The organism is Hydrogenophaga sp. (genome assembly GCF_048549895.1).
Lineage (GTDB): Bacteria > Pseudomonadota > Gammaproteobacteria > Burkholderiales > Burkholderiaceae_C > Hydrogenophaga.
This window is the reverse complement of the sequence record NZ_JBLYYB010000051.1, coordinates 14192-28646: the sequence shown is the minus strand read 5'-3', so window position 1 is coordinate 28646 and position 14455 is coordinate 14192. Positions and strand designations below refer to the sequence as shown.

Annotated in this window: 12 protein-coding genes and 1 pseudogene; 5 read left to right on the top strand and 8 right to left on the bottom strand. The window is 66.8% G+C overall.

Annotation, left to right across the window (positions count from 1 at the left end; all coding sequences use genetic code 11):
* The first annotated feature begins 57 nt into the window (after window positions 1–57).
* Window positions 58–693: a bifunctional 4-hydroxy-2-oxoglutarate aldolase/2-dehydro-3-deoxy-phosphogluconate aldolase gene (gene eda / locus ACN4F8_RS05110; RefSeq protein WP_419472551.1), complete on the top strand. Its 636-nt coding sequence runs from the start codon at window positions 58–60 to the stop codon at window positions 691–693.
* Window positions 694–709: 16 nt separating this feature from the next.
* Window positions 710–2287 (top strand): glucose-6-phosphate isomerase, encoded by a 1578-nt coding sequence (pgi, locus tag ACN4F8_RS05105; protein ID WP_419472550.1) that lies wholly within the window; start codon window positions 710–712, stop codon window positions 2285–2287.
* A 52-nt stretch (window positions 2288–2339) separates the two neighbouring features.
* On the opposite strand, the gene ACN4F8_RS05100 is transcribed toward pgi, so the two are convergent.
* Genes ACN4F8_RS05100 through ACN4F8_RS05085 form a run of 4 tightly spaced genes read right to left on the bottom strand, consistent with a single transcriptional unit; the run spans window position 2340 to window position 5725 of the window.
* A complete protein-coding gene (locus tag ACN4F8_RS05100; protein ID WP_419472549.1) occupies window positions 2340–3359 on the bottom strand; it encodes a TRAP transporter substrate-binding protein in 1020 nt (339 codons plus the stop codon).
* A gap of 41 nt (window positions 3360–3400) precedes the next feature.
* Window positions 3401–4693, bottom strand: coding sequence for a TRAP transporter large permease (locus tag ACN4F8_RS05095; RefSeq protein WP_419472548.1), 1293 nt, complete (start codon window positions 4691–4693; stop codon window positions 3401–3403).
* 4 nt (window positions 4694–4697) lie between these two features.
* Entirely contained in the window at window positions 4698–5189 is a 492-nt protein-coding gene (locus tag ACN4F8_RS05090) for a TRAP transporter small permease (protein ID WP_419472547.1), read from the bottom strand.
* Complete coding sequence (locus tag ACN4F8_RS05085) at window positions 5186–5725, bottom strand: gluconokinase (protein WP_419472546.1); 540 nt, start codon at window positions 5723–5725, stop codon at window positions 5186–5188. Before ACN4F8_RS05085 ends, ACN4F8_RS05090 begins: the two co-directional genes overlap by 4 nt.
* Before the next feature lie 92 nt (window positions 5726–5817).
* On the opposite strand from ACN4F8_RS05085, the gene ACN4F8_RS05080 reads away from it, so the two are divergent.
* From ACN4F8_RS05080 to ACN4F8_RS05070, 3 genes and pseudogenes are all read left to right on the top strand, one after another.
* The gene (locus ACN4F8_RS05080) at window positions 5818–6930 is read left to right on the top strand and encodes a LacI family DNA-binding transcriptional regulator (protein WP_419472545.1); all 1113 of its coding nucleotides are present in this window, start codon (window positions 5818–5820) and stop codon (window positions 6928–6930) included.
* 71 nt (window positions 6931–7001) lie between these two features.
* Window positions 7002–7278 (top strand): annotated as a pseudogene (locus ACN4F8_RS05075) (DUF1330 domain-containing protein).
* A gap of 105 nt (window positions 7279–7383) precedes the next feature.
* On the top strand, window positions 7384–9693 hold the full coding sequence (locus ACN4F8_RS05070) for a penicillin-binding protein 1A (protein ID WP_419472544.1): 2310 nt from the start codon (window positions 7384–7386) through the stop codon (window positions 9691–9693).
* A 76-nt stretch (window positions 9694–9769) separates the two neighbouring features.
* Here the strand turns inward: ACN4F8_RS05070 and ACN4F8_RS05065 are convergent, their stop codons facing one another.
* The 4 genes from ACN4F8_RS05065 to ACN4F8_RS05050 form a co-directional block, all read right to left on the bottom strand.
* On the bottom strand, window positions 9770–10750 hold the full coding sequence (locus ACN4F8_RS05065; RefSeq protein WP_419472543.1) for an NAD(P)H-dependent flavin oxidoreductase: 981 nt from the start codon (window positions 10748–10750) through the stop codon (window positions 9770–9772).
* 121 nt (window positions 10751–10871) lie between these two features.
* Window positions 10872–12662, bottom strand: coding sequence for an acyl-CoA dehydrogenase (locus ACN4F8_RS05060; RefSeq protein ID WP_419472542.1), 1791 nt, complete (start codon window positions 12660–12662; stop codon window positions 10872–10874).
* A gap of 78 nt (window positions 12663–12740) precedes the next feature.
* The gene (locus ACN4F8_RS05055; protein WP_419472541.1) at window positions 12741–13673 is read right to left on the bottom strand and encodes an electron transfer flavoprotein subunit alpha/FixB family protein; all 933 of its coding nucleotides are present in this window, start codon (window positions 13671–13673) and stop codon (window positions 12741–12743) included.
* 11 nt (window positions 13674–13684) lie between these two features.
* Entirely contained in the window at window positions 13685–14434 is a 750-nt protein-coding gene (locus ACN4F8_RS05050) for an electron transfer flavoprotein subunit beta/FixA family protein (protein WP_419472540.1), read from the bottom strand.
* Window positions 14435–14455: the final 21 nt, after the last annotated feature.

The window sequence follows — 14455 nt, the reverse complement described above, 5'->3', positions numbered from 1 at the left end:
CTGGGAGAGGGCTGGGGTGAGGGCACCGCACACCACAACACCACAACAAGGAACCCCATGACCACCTGCTTCACCCGCCCCACATTCACCTCCCGCGTTGTGCCCGTGATCGTGCTCAACGACGCGGCCCACGCCGTGCCCCTGGCCCACGCCCTGCTGGAGGGCGGCATCGACGTGATGGAGATCACCTTGCGCTCCAATGTGGCCTTGCAGGCCATGGAGGCGGTGGCGCGCGCCGTGCCGCAAATGCACCTGGGCGCGGGCACCGTCACGCGCGTGGCCGAGGTGGCGCAGGTGATCGCGGCCGGCGCCAGCTTCGCCCTGTCGCCCGGCTGCACCGACGAGCTGGTGCACGCCGTGCGCGAAGCGAAGTTGTCCTTCATCCCCGGCGTGATGACGCCCAGCGAGGTGATGCGCGCGCGCGACCACGGCTTCACGCTCATGAAACTGTTCCCCGCCTCGCAGGCCGGTGGCCTGGGCATGCTCAAGGCACTGGGCGCGCCGCTGCCCGATGTACGCTTTTGCCCCACCGGCGGCGTGAGCGTGGAGAACCTGCGCGACTTTCTGAAACTGCCCAACGTGGCCATGGCCGGCGGCTCCTGGCTCACACCGGCCGATCTGCTGCGCAACGGTGACTGGGCCGGCATCACGAAGCTGGCACGCGAGGCCACCGCGATGGCCGCACACAACTGACGGGGAAACATCCAACATGAAATTGCCCACCACCCTGCCCGCCTGGCAAGCACTGAAGACACTCGCTGCCACGCCGATCCCGCACCTGCGCGAGCTGCTCACCGACACGCACCGCGAGCACCGCATGGGTCTGAGCGCCGCCGGCATCACGCTGGACGCCAGCCGCCAGCGCACCACCCCCGCCATCCAGCAAGCTTTGCTGGCGCTGGCCGAACAGTCCGACGTCGCGGCGCAGCGCGACGCCATGTTCCGCGGCGACACCATCAACACCACCGAAGACCGCCCGGTCTTGCACGTGGCGCTGCGCGGCGACCCGCTGCACGCCGGGCCCTGGGGCAACGCCGTGCAGGCCGATGTGCAACGCGAGCTGGCACGGGTGTGCGACTTCGCCCAGGCGCTCAACGCGGGCGCCGTGCTCGGCTTCTCGGGCGAGGCCATCACCGACGTGGTGAACATCGGCATCGGCGGCTCCGACCTCGGCCCGCGCATGGCCATCGACGCGCTGGCCCACCTGGCTGCACCCGCCGTGCCCGGCGTGCGCGTGCACTGCGTCTCCAACCCCGACGCCTGGGCGCTGTGGAGCGTGCTGCGAGGGCTCGACGCGAAACGCACCATCCTCGTCGTCTCCAGCAAGACCTTCACCACGCAGGAAACCCTGACCAACGCCGCCAGCGCACAACGCTGGCTGACCGACCACGGCTGCCCGCCCGAGCACCTGTCCAAACACCTGGTGGCCATCACCGCCAGCCCGGCGCAGGCCGCCAAGCTGAGTTACCCACCCGCGCGCACCTTCCTGTTCTGGGACTGGGTCGGTGGTCGCTACTCGGTGTGGTCGGCGCTCGGCCTGCCCCTGGCCATTGCCATCGGCGCGGAAAACTTTCGCGCCTTCCTGGCCGGTGCGCGCGCCATGGACGAACACTTCTGCACTGCGCTGCCCGCGCAGAACCTGCCCATGCAGCTGGCACTGACCGGCATCTGGAACCGCAACTTCCTGCAACTGCCCACGCACCTCATCGTGCCCTACGCCTCGCGTCTGGCGCGCTTCACGCCCTTCGTGCAGCAGATGGACATGGAGTCCAACGGCAAACGCACGCACACCGACGGCACACCCGCGACGGTGGACACCGGCCCCATCGTCTGGGGCGGCCTGGGCATCGACGGCCAGCACGCCTACTTCCAGCTCATCCACCAGGGGCAACACACGGTGCCGGTGGATTTCATCGGTGTGCAGAACGAAGACACACCGCTGCCCATGGCCGCCACGCACCACGGCGTGGTCAACCTCAACCTGCGCGCGCAAGCCCAGGCCATGGCCTGCGGCCGCTCGCTGCAAGACACGCAAGCCGCGCTGGCGAAGGACGGCCTGAGCGCCCCCGACGCGGCGGCCATGGCGCCGCACCGCACGTTCGAAGGCAACATCCCGAGCAACGTGTTGTGGCTCGACCGCCTGGACCCCATGCGCCTGGGCGCGCTGATCGCGCTGTACGAACACAAGGTCTTCACCCAGGCCGCCATCTGGCGCATCAACGCTTTTGACCAGTGGGGCGTGGAGCTGGGCAAGACGATGGCGAAGGCGATGGAAGCCAAAGGCTGAAACAAAAAAAGGCCGGCTGCAAAGCCAGCCTTTTTGCATGGCAGCGTGACGCTTACTTGGCGCCGCGCGCCTTGGCCACCGCCGCCTGCGTTTCCTTCCACAGGTCCATGCCCACGTTGGTGGCGATGGTGGCGTTGATGCGGGTCAGCTGGTCGCGCATGCGGCCGGCTTCAGTGGGGCTGAGCTGGTTCACCTGCATGCCCTTGCCCTTGAGCTCGGCCAGCGCCTTTTCGGCCTCGGCGCGTGTGTCCTTGCGTTCGAAGTCGCGGCTCTTCTTCGCGGCGTCCATCAGCACCTTTTGCTCGTCCTTGCTGAGCTGGTCCCAGTACTTCTTGCTCACGGTCACGATCCAGGGGCTGTAGACGTGGTTGGTCACCGTCAGGTACTTCTGCACCTCGTAGAACTTGCTGGAGAGGATGGTGTTGTACGGGTTCTCCTGGCCGTCGACCGTCTTGGTTTCCAGCGCGGTGAAGAGCTCGGAGAACGGCAGCGGCACGGCGTTGGCGCCCAGGGTCTTGAAGCTGTCGATGAACACGTTGTTCTGCATCACGCGCAGCTTGATGCCGTCCATGTCTTCCAGCTTGGTCACCGCGCGCTTGTTGTTGGTGAGGTTGCGGAAACCGTTCTCCCAATACACCAGCCCCACGAGCCCTTTTTCCTGCAGCTTGTCCATCACCTTCTGGCCCACGGGGCCGTCGAGCACCACGTCGGCCTCTTGCGCGTTGTTGAACAGGAAGGGCGTGTCCCACAGCGCCATTTCCTTGGTGATGCCCACCAGCGTCGCGGTGGAGCCCACCATCATCTCTTGAGCGCCACCGATCAGGGCTTGCTGCATCTGCACGTCGGAGCCGAGCGCGGCCGCACCGATGGCGCGGATCTTCATCTTGCCGCCCGAAGCTTTTTCAACTTCTTCGGCGAACACCTTGGTGGCGCGGCCCTGGTTGGAGATTTCGTTCAGGCCATAGCCGAAACGGATGATGCGCGGCTTGATGTCTTGCGCGAGCGCTGCGAAGGGCGCGGCGAAGGCAGCCGCCGCGGTGGCGGCAATGAGGGTGCGGCGGAACAGGGTCATGACAGTCTCCTTGGAGTGGTGAGGGGTTAAGGGGTGAGAGATCAACGCATCCACGCCACGGGCGCGGTAACGATCTGCGGGAACACGATGAACAGGGCGAGCACGAGGATGTAGGTGAAGAGGAACGGGTTCACGCCCTTGATGACCTGGTGCATGGGCAGGCGCCCCACACCGGCCACCACGTTGAGCACCGTGCCCACGGGTGGCGTGACGAGGCCGATGGCGCCGTTGAGCACGAACATGAGGCCGAAGTACACCGGGTCGATGCCTGCCTTCACGGCGATGGGCAACATGACCGGCGCGAAGATCAGGATGGTGGGCGTGAGGTCGAGCGCGGTGCCGATGAGCACCAGCACGATCATCATGGTGACCATGAGCAGGCGCGGGTGTTCCACCAGCGGGCCGAGCCAGCCGGTGAGTGTGGACGGCAGGTCGGCCAGCGTGATCATGTAGCTGGCCACGGCCGCGCCGGCACACAGGAACATGACCACCGAGGTGGTGCTCGCCGCGCGCACCAGCACGCCGTACACCTCGGGCAGGCGCATTTCGCGGTGCACGAAAAGCGCAATGGTCAGCGCGTAGGCGGCGGCCACCACGGCGGCCTCCGTGGGCGTGAACACGCCGCTCTTCATGCCGCCGATGATGATCACCGGCATGAGCAGCGCCCAGAACGCGCGGGCGGTGAGGCGCAGGCGCTCGGCCATGGGCACCGGGGGCGCGCTGGTCAGCGTCATCTTGCGCAGCACCACGCGCCACGCCAGCACCAGCGCCACACCCATGATCAGGCCAGGCACGATGCCCGAGATGAACAGTGCCGAGATCGAGGTGTTGGTGGTCACGCCGTAGATCACGAACGCCATGGACGGCGGGATGATCGGGCCGATGACACTGCCCGCGGCAATGAGGCCGGCGGACGACGCCACCGGGTAACCGTGCTTGCGCATCATGGGCAGCAAGATGGCCGACATGGCCGCCGCGTCGGCCAGGGCCGAGCCCGACATGGCCGAGAGCAGCACCGCCGCCCCAATGGCCACATAACCCAGCCCGCCGCGCACATGGCCGACCCAGGCCTGCGCCATGTCGATGATGCGTTTGCTGATGCCGCCCGTGTTCATGAGCTCACCGGCCAGGATGAAGAAGGGCACGGCCAGCAGCGGAAAGCTGTCGACGCCGGCCACCATGTTCTGCGCCAGCAGCTGCGTGTCCCAGAAATCCATGACCCAGGCCATGGCGGCCCCGGTGAGCAACAAGGCAAACGCCATGTTCATGCCGATGCCCATGAGCACCACCATGCCGGCGATGAAGACCACGAAGGCCATTGCTTCAACGGTCATCACATCACTCCATCTCGGCCTGGTGGCCCAGGTCGAGCGGCGTGCGCCGCACGATCTCGATCAACACCATGAGGCCGATGACCAACGAACACAGCAGCGCGGGCAGCGGCAGCAGCGCCACCGGGTAACCGAGCACCACCGAATTGCTGTCCATGCCCACCACCACCTGCTGCCAGGCGCCACGCCCCAGCAACACACAGGCCAGCAACACCAGCAGGCGGATGGCCAGCGTGGCCGTGGCGAACAGCGCGGGCTTGTCGCGCAGCGCCCCCACCAGGCTGGTGAAGGCCATGTGCTGGCCCAGCGGGTAAGCGGCTGTGGCGCCCAGGAACACCATCCACACGAACAGCAGGCGCGAGAGCTCTTCGGTGGCGTTGATGCCGCTGTTGAAACCGTAGCGCAGCACCACGTTGCCCAACACACACACCACCATGCCGGCCAGGCACAGCGCAAGCAGGGCTTCGGCCCCGTGCTTCAAAACATGGCCCGGCTTCATGCGCGGTTCTCCAGGGTGGCGGGAGCGGGCGCGCTGCGCACCCAGCGCACCACGGCCGAGCCCAGGTCTTTCAACGGTTGCGTGGCGTCCAGGCGCAACACGCCGGGCTCAAGGCGTGGGTCTTCGAGCGCGGCGAACTGGCTCGCCACCAGGCTCACCGGGAACAGGTGCGCCGGGCGCGCGGCCACGCGTTCGCGGGCCTGGTCTTGCGTGAGGTCGAGAAACACAAACCGCAAGCCGGGCGCTGCCGCGCGCAGGCGCTCGCGGTAGCGCTGCTTGAGCGCCGAGCAGGTCAGCACCACGCCCTGCGGATGCGCCTGCAACTGCGTGGCCAGCGTGTCGAGCCAGGCGGCGCGGTCGTCGTCGCTCAACGGGGTGCCGCTGCGCATCTTGGTCACGTTGCTCTCGGAATGAAAGTCGTCGCCTTCGAGCAGCGGCAGACCCAGCGCCTCGGCACACCGCAGGCCCAGGCTGGATTTGCCGCAACCCGCCACGCCCATGACGACGAGGGAGCTGTTTTCGGGCAGATTCTTCATTTGGTAGCGCTATCCCGTTGGACTAAAAAAAAGGGCGGATCGCCTCGGTGGCTTCGCCGCGGTCCATTGGCTGTTGCCCCAGGAAACACCTGATGATTCAGGGTAAATTCGGGTGGCGCAGGGCCTTGGACAGCGCTATCCTAACGCCACACGATTCGCATCAAATACCGGGAAAACCCTTGGAACCGACCGAACGCAAGCGCCGCCACAGCGGGCGCACCACCCTCAGCGACGTGGCGCTGGCCGCCGAAGTCAGCCCCATCACCGCGTCGCGCGCGCTGCGCGGCGAACGCGGCGTGGCGGCCGACTTGGTGGAGCGTGTCAAGCGCGCCGCCGACCAACTCGGCTACGTGCCCGACCCCGCCGCGCGGGCGCTGGCCTCGCAGCGCAGCACCCAGGTGCCGGTGCTGGTGCCCCTGCTGTCCAACGCGCTGTTTGTCGACGTGCTCGAAGCCGTGCACCGCACCCTGCTGCCCCACGGCTACCAGCCCATGATCGGCGTGACGCACTACGAGCCGCAGGAAGAAGAACAGCTGCTGCGCAGCTACCTCGCGCACCGCCCGGCCGGCCTGCTGCTCACCGGCTTTGACCGCACCGAAGCCGCTCGCCAGATGGTCGCGGCCAGCGGCGTGCCCTGCGTGTATTTGATGGAGCTCACCCAAGCGCCCAACGTTTACTGCGTCGGCTTCTCCCAAACCGAAGCCGGCCACGCCATCACCGAACACCTGGTGCAACGCGGCCGCCAACGCATCGCCTTCGTGGCCGCCCAGCTCGACCCGCGCACCCTGCAACGCGCCGAAGGCTACCGCCGCTGCCTGCGCGGGCACGGCCTGTACGACGCGCGACTCGAACTGTTGAGCCCGCAACCGTCGTCCATGCGCCTGGGCGGTGAACTGCTGGAAGATTTGCTGCGCACCCGCCCCGAGGTGGACGCCGTCTTCTTCTGCAACGACGACCTCGCGCAAGGCGGCCTGCTGACCGCGCTGCGCCTCGGTGTGGACGTGCCCGGCCGCATCGCGGTGGCCGGCTTCAACGACCTCTCGGGCAGCGACCAGATGGTGCCGCCGCTGACCACCGTGCGCACCCCGCGCCGGGCGATGGGCGAAGCCAGTGCGCAGATGCTGCTGGGCTTGATGCGCGGGGAAGTTCCGGTGCGGAACTCGGTGGATCTGGGGTTTGAGATGACGGTGCGGGGGAGCAGCTGAGATACCGGGTCCACAATGCCACTGCGGTCCTTCATGCAGACACGCAAAACACACACCACTCAGGAGACACCATGCCCGCCTACCTCTACGGCAACATCGAAGTCACCCGCCCCGACCTCTACGAGGAATACCGCCGCGAGGTGCCCGCCCTCATCGCCGCGCACGGCGGGCGCTATCTGGTGGGTCAGCGTGCTGGAGGGCAGCGGTGTGCCGCAGCGCCAGGTGATCCTGGAGTTCCCCGACATGGCGCACCTGCAGGCCTTCTACACCTCGCCCGAATACCAGCGCCTGATCAAGATCCGCCAGAGCGCGTCCACCGGCACGCTGTTCGCCATCGAAGGTTATTGAGGCAACTTGCGCCCGGTCCAGGCGCTGCGCATGGACACAGCTGGTTACGTCACTCACCCCTGCGCGCCATACGCGGCCCACACCGATCCGGGACAATCCCACCCCATGCCCAAGCTTTACCTTCGCCGTGCGGTGATCACCCTGGCCGTGATGCCCGCCGCCCTCATGGCGCCCGCCGTGCAGGCCTCGCCCTTCGATCTGCCGCCGCTGGACAGCATCGTCAACTACCAGCCCAAGCTGCCGCTGCAGGTGTTCACCGCCGACGGCGTGGAGATCGCGCAGTTCGGCACCGAGCGGCGTGAATACCTGCCGCTGTCGCGCACGCCCAAGCTGCTGCAGCAGGCCGTGTTGTCGGTGGAAGACGCCCGCTTTCGTGAGCACAACGGCGTGGACCCCCGGGGCATGGCGCGCGCGCTGGTGGCGGCGGTCACCGGCGGGCGCAAGCAGGGTGCGTCGACCATCACCCAGCAACTGGTGCGCACCATGCTGCTCACGCGGGAGTTTTCTGCCGAGCGCAAGGCCAAAGAGATCTGGCTTGCGCTCAAGCTGGAAGACGAACTCTCCAAAGACCGCATCCTGGAGATCTACCTCAACGAGATTTTCCTGGGCCAGCGCGCCTACGGCTTTGCCGCCGCGTCCCAGACCTACTTCGGCAAACCGCTGAACAAGCTCTCGCTGGCCGAAACCGCCATGCTCGCCGGCCTGCCGCAAAACCCCTACTACGCCAACCCGGTGGCCAACTTCGAGCGCGCCACGCAGCGCCAGCGTGTGGTGCTGGAGCGCATGCGCGCCACCGACTCGATCACCGACGCCCAACTGGCGGCTGCGCGCGCCGAGAAGCTCGTGCTGCGCACGCCCGGTCTGCGCAGCGTGCACGCGGCCCACGTGGCCGAGATGGCGCGCCGCGCGGTGGTGGAGCGCTTCGGCACCGAGGCCTATTCCAACGGCTTGCGCGTGACCACGTCGCTGCGCGCAGCCGACCAGCGCGCCGCCCACGCCGCCGTGCAGCGCGGGGTGCTGGCCTTTGACCGGCGCGGCGCCTGGCGCGGGCCGGAAGACATGGAGTCGCTCCCCTCGGGCACGGGATCGGAAGTGGAGCGTGCCGCTGCCGAAGCCCTGAAGGACCACCGCGACGACGAGACCCTGCGCGTGGGCATCGTGCTCGCGGCCAGCCCCAAGGCCATGCAGGTGCAGTTGTCCAGCGGCGAGCGCGTCACCCTGCAAGGCGAGGGTCTGCGCTGGGCGCAAAAGGGGCTGGAGCCCAAAGCCAAGGCGCCGCTGAAGATCGCGCGCGGCGCCATCGTGCGGGTGGTGAGCGCGGGCAAGGTCAAGGGCAAACCGACCTGGGCCATTTCGCAATGGCCCGAGGCCGAAGCCGCGCTGGTCGCCCTGGACAGTCAGACCGGTCGCGTGCGCGCGCTGGTGGGCGGGTTCGACTTCACGAAGCAGCCGTTCAACCACGTCACACAAGGCTGGCGCCAGCCGGGCTCGGCGCTCAAGCCGTTGCTGTACTCAGCCGCGCTGGAGGCGCGCGTGATGCCCGGCACCCTGATCGACGACCTGCCCTTCACCGCATCGAACGGCTGGAGCCCCACCAACAGCAACGGGCAGTACGCCGGCCCGATCACGCTGCGCGATGCCCTGGCCCGTTCCAGCAACATCGCCAGCGTGCGCGTGCTGCAACACACCGGCACGCAGGTGGCGCGCGACTGGACGGCCCGCTTCGGCCTGGACCCTTCGCGCCAGCCCAACGACCTCACGCTCGCCCTGGGCACCGGCAGCGTCACGCCGCTGCAGATGGCGCAGGCGTATGCCACGGTGGCCAACGGCGGCTGGAAAGTGGCACCGGTGGTGGTAGAGAAGATCACCGATGCCCAAGGCAAAGTGTTGTTTGAAGCGCCGCCGCCCGAGGCGCTGACCGAGGCCAACCGCGCCATTCCTGCGCGCAACGCGTTCGTGATGTCCAGCCTGCTCAACGAGGTGACGCGCAGCGGCACCGCCGCACGCGCGCAGGCCACGCTCAAGCGCCCCGACATCTACGGCAAAACCGGCACCACCAACGACGCGGTCGACGCCTGGTTCACCGGCTACCAGCCCAGCCTGGCCACCGCCGTGTGGGTGGGCTACGACAAGCCGCGCAGCCTGGGTGGCGGTGAGTCGGGCGGGCGCATCGCGCTGCCGATCTGGATCGACTACATGGGCGCTGCGCTCAAGAACACGCCGGTGGCGCAGGCACCTGCTGTCCCCGACGGTCTCACGCGTGTGGGCGAGGACTGGATGTACGCCGAGTGGCAGGGCAGCGGCTCGGTGGCGCAGATTTCTGACCAGGGTGGCGTGCAGTACGCGCAGACACCGGGTGCGGCCATCGGTGAGGCTTTGAGCAGCTTCGGCGCCTGGCTTCGCGGCGAGAGGTAGCGCCGACGAAGTCTGCTTCGCAGACGCAAAAAAGCCGGCGCTGGGAGCCGGCTTTTTTGTCAGCGACGAGGCCCGATCAAGCGGCGCAGATGCGCGCCTTGGCTTCCGCGTACTCGCGCTTGAAACGCGCCACCAGGTCGGCCGCCGGCACCACCTCGCGGATCGCGCCGATGCCCTGGCCGCAGCCCCAGATGTCTTTCCAGGCCTTGGCCGCGTTGGCGCCTTCGCCGGTGCCGAAGTTCATCTTGCTCGGGTCGCTCTGCGGCAGGTTGTCCGGGTCCATGCCGGCGTTCTGGATGCTGCCCTTGAGGTAGTTGCCGTGGATGCCGGTGTAGAAGTTGCTGTAAACGATGTCGTCCGAATTCGACTTCGTGATCATCTCCTTGTAGCCGTCCACGGCGCGCGCTTCGTCGGTGGCAATGAAGGCCGAGCCGATGTAGGCGAAGTCGGCGCCCATGGCCTGCGCGGCCAGGATGGCACCGCCCGACGAAATGGAGCCCGAGAGCGCGATCGGGCCGCCGAACCACTCGCGAATCTCTTGAATCATCGCGAACGGGCTCTTCACGCTGGCGTGGCCGCCGGCACCGGCCGCCACCGGGATCAGGCCATCAGCGCCCTTCTCGATCGCCTTGTGCGCGAACACGTTGTTGATCACGTCGTGCAGCACCACGCCGCCCCAGCTCTGCACCGCCTTGTTCACGTCTTCGCGCGCGCCCAGGCTGGTGATGATGATCGGCACCTTGTACTTGGCACACAGCTGCATGTCGTTCTCCAGCCGGTCGTTGCTCTTGTGCACGATCTGGTTGATGGCGAACGGCGCGGCCTTGTTGTCCGGGTTCGCTGCGTCGTGCGCGGCCAAGGCTTCGGTGATCTCGGCCAGCCACTCGTCGAGCTGCGAGGCCGGGCGCGCGTTGAGCGCGGGCATGGAGCCCACCACGCCGGCCTTGCACTGCGCAATGACGAGCTTGGGGTTGCTGATGATGAACAGCGGCGAGCCGATCACCGGGAACTTGATGTTCTTGAGAACCGGGGGCAGGCTGCGGGCGGGTGCGGTCATGAAGTCTCCTGGTGTGATGAGAAAACCCTACGTTCGCCCTGAGCCTGTCGAAGGGCCTGCCCAGGTGTTGGCGAGGGCTTCGACAAGCTCAGCACGAACGGCTGGAATGGATTGCGAATGATCAGAACGATTCGATGGCCAGCGCGGTCACGGCCTCGGCGCCTTCGACGATCGCATCTCGCGTGCCCGGGGCGCGGCTGAGGATGTGGTCGGCGTAAAAACGCGCGGTGGTGATCTTGGCCTGCATGAAGGCTGCGTCGGTGCCCTGCGCGAGCAGGTCCTCGGCCACCATCAGCGAACGCGCCAGTTGCCAGCCCGCCATGAGGTTGCCCGCGAGCATGAGGTAGGGCACGCTGCCGGCAAACGCTGCGTTGGGGTTGCTGCGCGTGTTGGCGGCGATGAACTCGACCACGTCCACAAACGCCTCGCGCGCGGCCTTCAGGCGCTTGTGCACCGCTTTGGCGTTGGCGCTCTCGCGTTTTGCAAGTTCGGCCTCGGTCTTTTCGATCTGCGCCGCAATCGCCTTGGCGCCAGTGCCGCCGTCGCGCGCGGTCTTGCGGCCCACGAGATCGTTCGCCTGGATGGCGGTGGTGCCTTCGTAGATGGTGAGGATCTTGGCGTCGCGGTAGTACTGCGCCGCGCCGGTTTCTTCGATGAAGCCCATGCCCCCGTGCACCTGCACGCCCAGGCTGGTGACTTCCAGACTCATCTCGGTGCTGTAGCCCTTGACCAGCGGCACCAGGAACTCGTAGAAGGCTGCGTTCTGCTTGCGCGTGTCGGCATCCGTGTGGTGGTGCGCGGCGTCGTAAGCAGCAGCGGCAACGCTGGCCATGGCGCGACAGCCTTCGGTGAACGCGCGCATGGTCATGAGCATGCGCTTGACATCGGGGTGGTGGATGATGGGTGCGGCGGCCGAGAGCGTGCCGTCCACCGGGCGGCTCTGCACGCGGTCTTTCGCGTAGCCCACGGCCTTTTGGTAAGCCCGCTCGGCGATGGCGATGCCCTGCACACCCACGGCGTAACGCGCGGCGTTCATCATGATGAACATGTACTCCAGGCCGCGGTTTTCCTGGCCCACGAGGTAACCGACTGCACCGCCGTGGTCACCGTACTGCAACACGGCGGTGGGGCTGGCCTTGATGCCCATCTTGTGCTCGATGCTCACGCAGTGCACGTCGTTGCGTGCGCCCAGCGAGCCGTCTTTTTCCACCATGAACTTGGGCACGACAAACAGGCTGATGCCCTTCACGCCTTCGGGCGCGCCAGTCACGCGCGCAAGCACGAGGTGCACGATGTTCTCGGCCATGTCGTGCTCACCGTAGGTGATGTAGATCTTGGTACCGAACACCTTGTAGCTGCCATCGGGCTGCGGCTCGGCGCGGCTGCGCACGGCGGCCAGGTCCGATCCGGCCTGCGGCTCGGTGAGGTTCATGGTGCCGGTCCACTGACCGCTCACCAGCTTTTCCAGGTAGACGGCTTTGAGCTCGTCGCTGCCCGCGGTGATCAGCGCTTCGATCGCGCCGTCGGTGAGCAGCGGGCAGAGCGCGAAACTCATGTTGGCGCTGTTGAGGATTTCGCCGCAGGCCGCGCCGATGGTCTTGGGCAGGCCCTGGCCGCCGAAGTCGGTGGGGTGCTGCAAACCTTGCCAGCCGCCTTCGGCGTATTGCTTGAAAGCTTCCTTGAAACCGGGTGTGGTCGTGACCTTGCCGTCCTTGAAGAACGAGGGATTCTTGTCGCCCTCCCAGTTCAGCGGCGCGATCACACCTTCGTTGAGCTTGGCGCATTCTTCGAGCACGGCCTGCGCGGTCTCGAGTCCGGCGTCTTCAAAGCCCGGCATCTGGGCCACCTGATCGATGCGCGCCAGGTGCTCGATGTCGAACAGCATGTCTTTGAGGGGGGCGGTGTAACTCATGGTCTTGTCTCCGGGAATTTCTGGGGTGCAGATACGACAAGGGCATCGCGAACGATGCCCTTGTGTCTTTCAGAGGGCTCAGAGCGCCTTGATCAGTTCAGGCACAGCCTCGAACAGATCGGCCTCCAGGCCGTAGTCGGCCACCGAGAAGATCGGGGCTTCGGGGTCCTTGTTGATCGCCACGATGACCTTGCTGTCCTTCATGCCGGCCAGGTGCTGGATCGCGCCCGAGATGCCGGCGGCGATGTAGAGCTGCGGTGCGACGATCTTGCCGGTCTGGCCGACCTGCCAGTCGTTGGGCGCGTAACCCGCGTCCACCGCGGCGCGGCTCGCACCCAAGGCTGCACCGAGCTTGTCGGCCAGCGGTGTCATCACGTCGTTGAACTTCTCCGCGCTGCCCAGCGCGCGGCCACCGGAGACGATGATCTTGGCGGCGGTGAGCTCGGGGCGGTCGCTCTTGGCGATCTCGCTGCCCATGAACTTGCTCTTGCCGTCGTCGGCCGCTGCCGTAGCGGTTTCGATGGCCGCGCTGCCGCCGGTGGAAGCTGCCGGATCAAAACCCGTGGTGCGCACGGTGATGACCTTGGTGGCATCGAGTGCCTGCACGGTGGCGATGGCGTTGCCGGCGTAGATCGGGCGCTCGAAGGTGTCGGCGCTGATGACCTTGGTCACGTCCGACAGCTGGGCCACGTCCAGGTGCGCAGCCACGCGGGGCGCCACGTTTTTGCCGCTGGCGGTGGCGGGGAACAGGATGTGGCTGTAGTTCGCAGCGATGGTGAGCACCTGTGCGGCCACGTTCTCGGCCAGGCCGTGTTCGAAGCCGGGGGCGTCGGCGTGGATCACCTTGCTCACACCGGCGATCTGGGCGGCGGCAGCGGCGGCACCACCGGCGTTGTGGCCGGCGATGAGCACGTGCACGTCACCGCCGCATTGGGCGGCAGCGGCGACGGTGTTGAGCGTGGCGCCCTTGATGGAGGCGTTGTCGTGTTCGGCAATAACGAGTGCGGTCATTTGTCGGTTCCTCAGATCACTTTGGCTTCGTTCTTCAGCTTGTCCACCAGGGCAGCCACATCGGCCACCTTGATGCCAGCACCGCGCTTGGGCGGCTCGCTGACCTTCAGGGTCTTGATGCGCGGCGTCACGTCCACCCCGAGGTCTTCGGGCTTCACGATGTCCAGCGTCTTTTTCTTCGCCTTCATGATGTTGGGCAGCGTCACGTAACGTGGCTCGTTCAAACGCAGGTCGGTGGTGATGACAGCCGGCAGCGTGATGGACAGGGTCTCCAGACCCCCGTCGACTTCGCGCGTGACGGTGGCTTTGCCATCGGCCACTTCCACTTTCGAAGCAAAGGTGGCTTGCGGCAGGCCGGCCAGCGCGGCCAGCATCTGGCCGGTCTGGTTGCAGTCGTCGTCGATGGCCTGTTTGCCCAGGATGATCAGGCCGGGTTGCTCCTTGTCCACCAGCGCCTTGAGCAGCTTGGCCACGGCCAGCGGTTGCAGCTCTTCGGTGGTTTCCACCAGGATGGCGCGGTCGGCGCCGATGGCCATGGCGGTGCGCAGGGTTTCCTGGCACTGCGTGACGCCGCAGGACACAGCGATCACCTCGGTGACCACGCCCTTCTCTTTCAAGCGCACGGCTTCTTCCACCGCGATCTCGTCAAACGGGTTCATGCTCATCTTGACGTTGGCGATGTCCACGCCCGTGCCGTCGCTCTTGACACGCACCTTGACGTTGTAATCCACCACGCGCTTGACGGGGACGATGACCTTCATGTTGGGTTGCTCCTGCTGTTG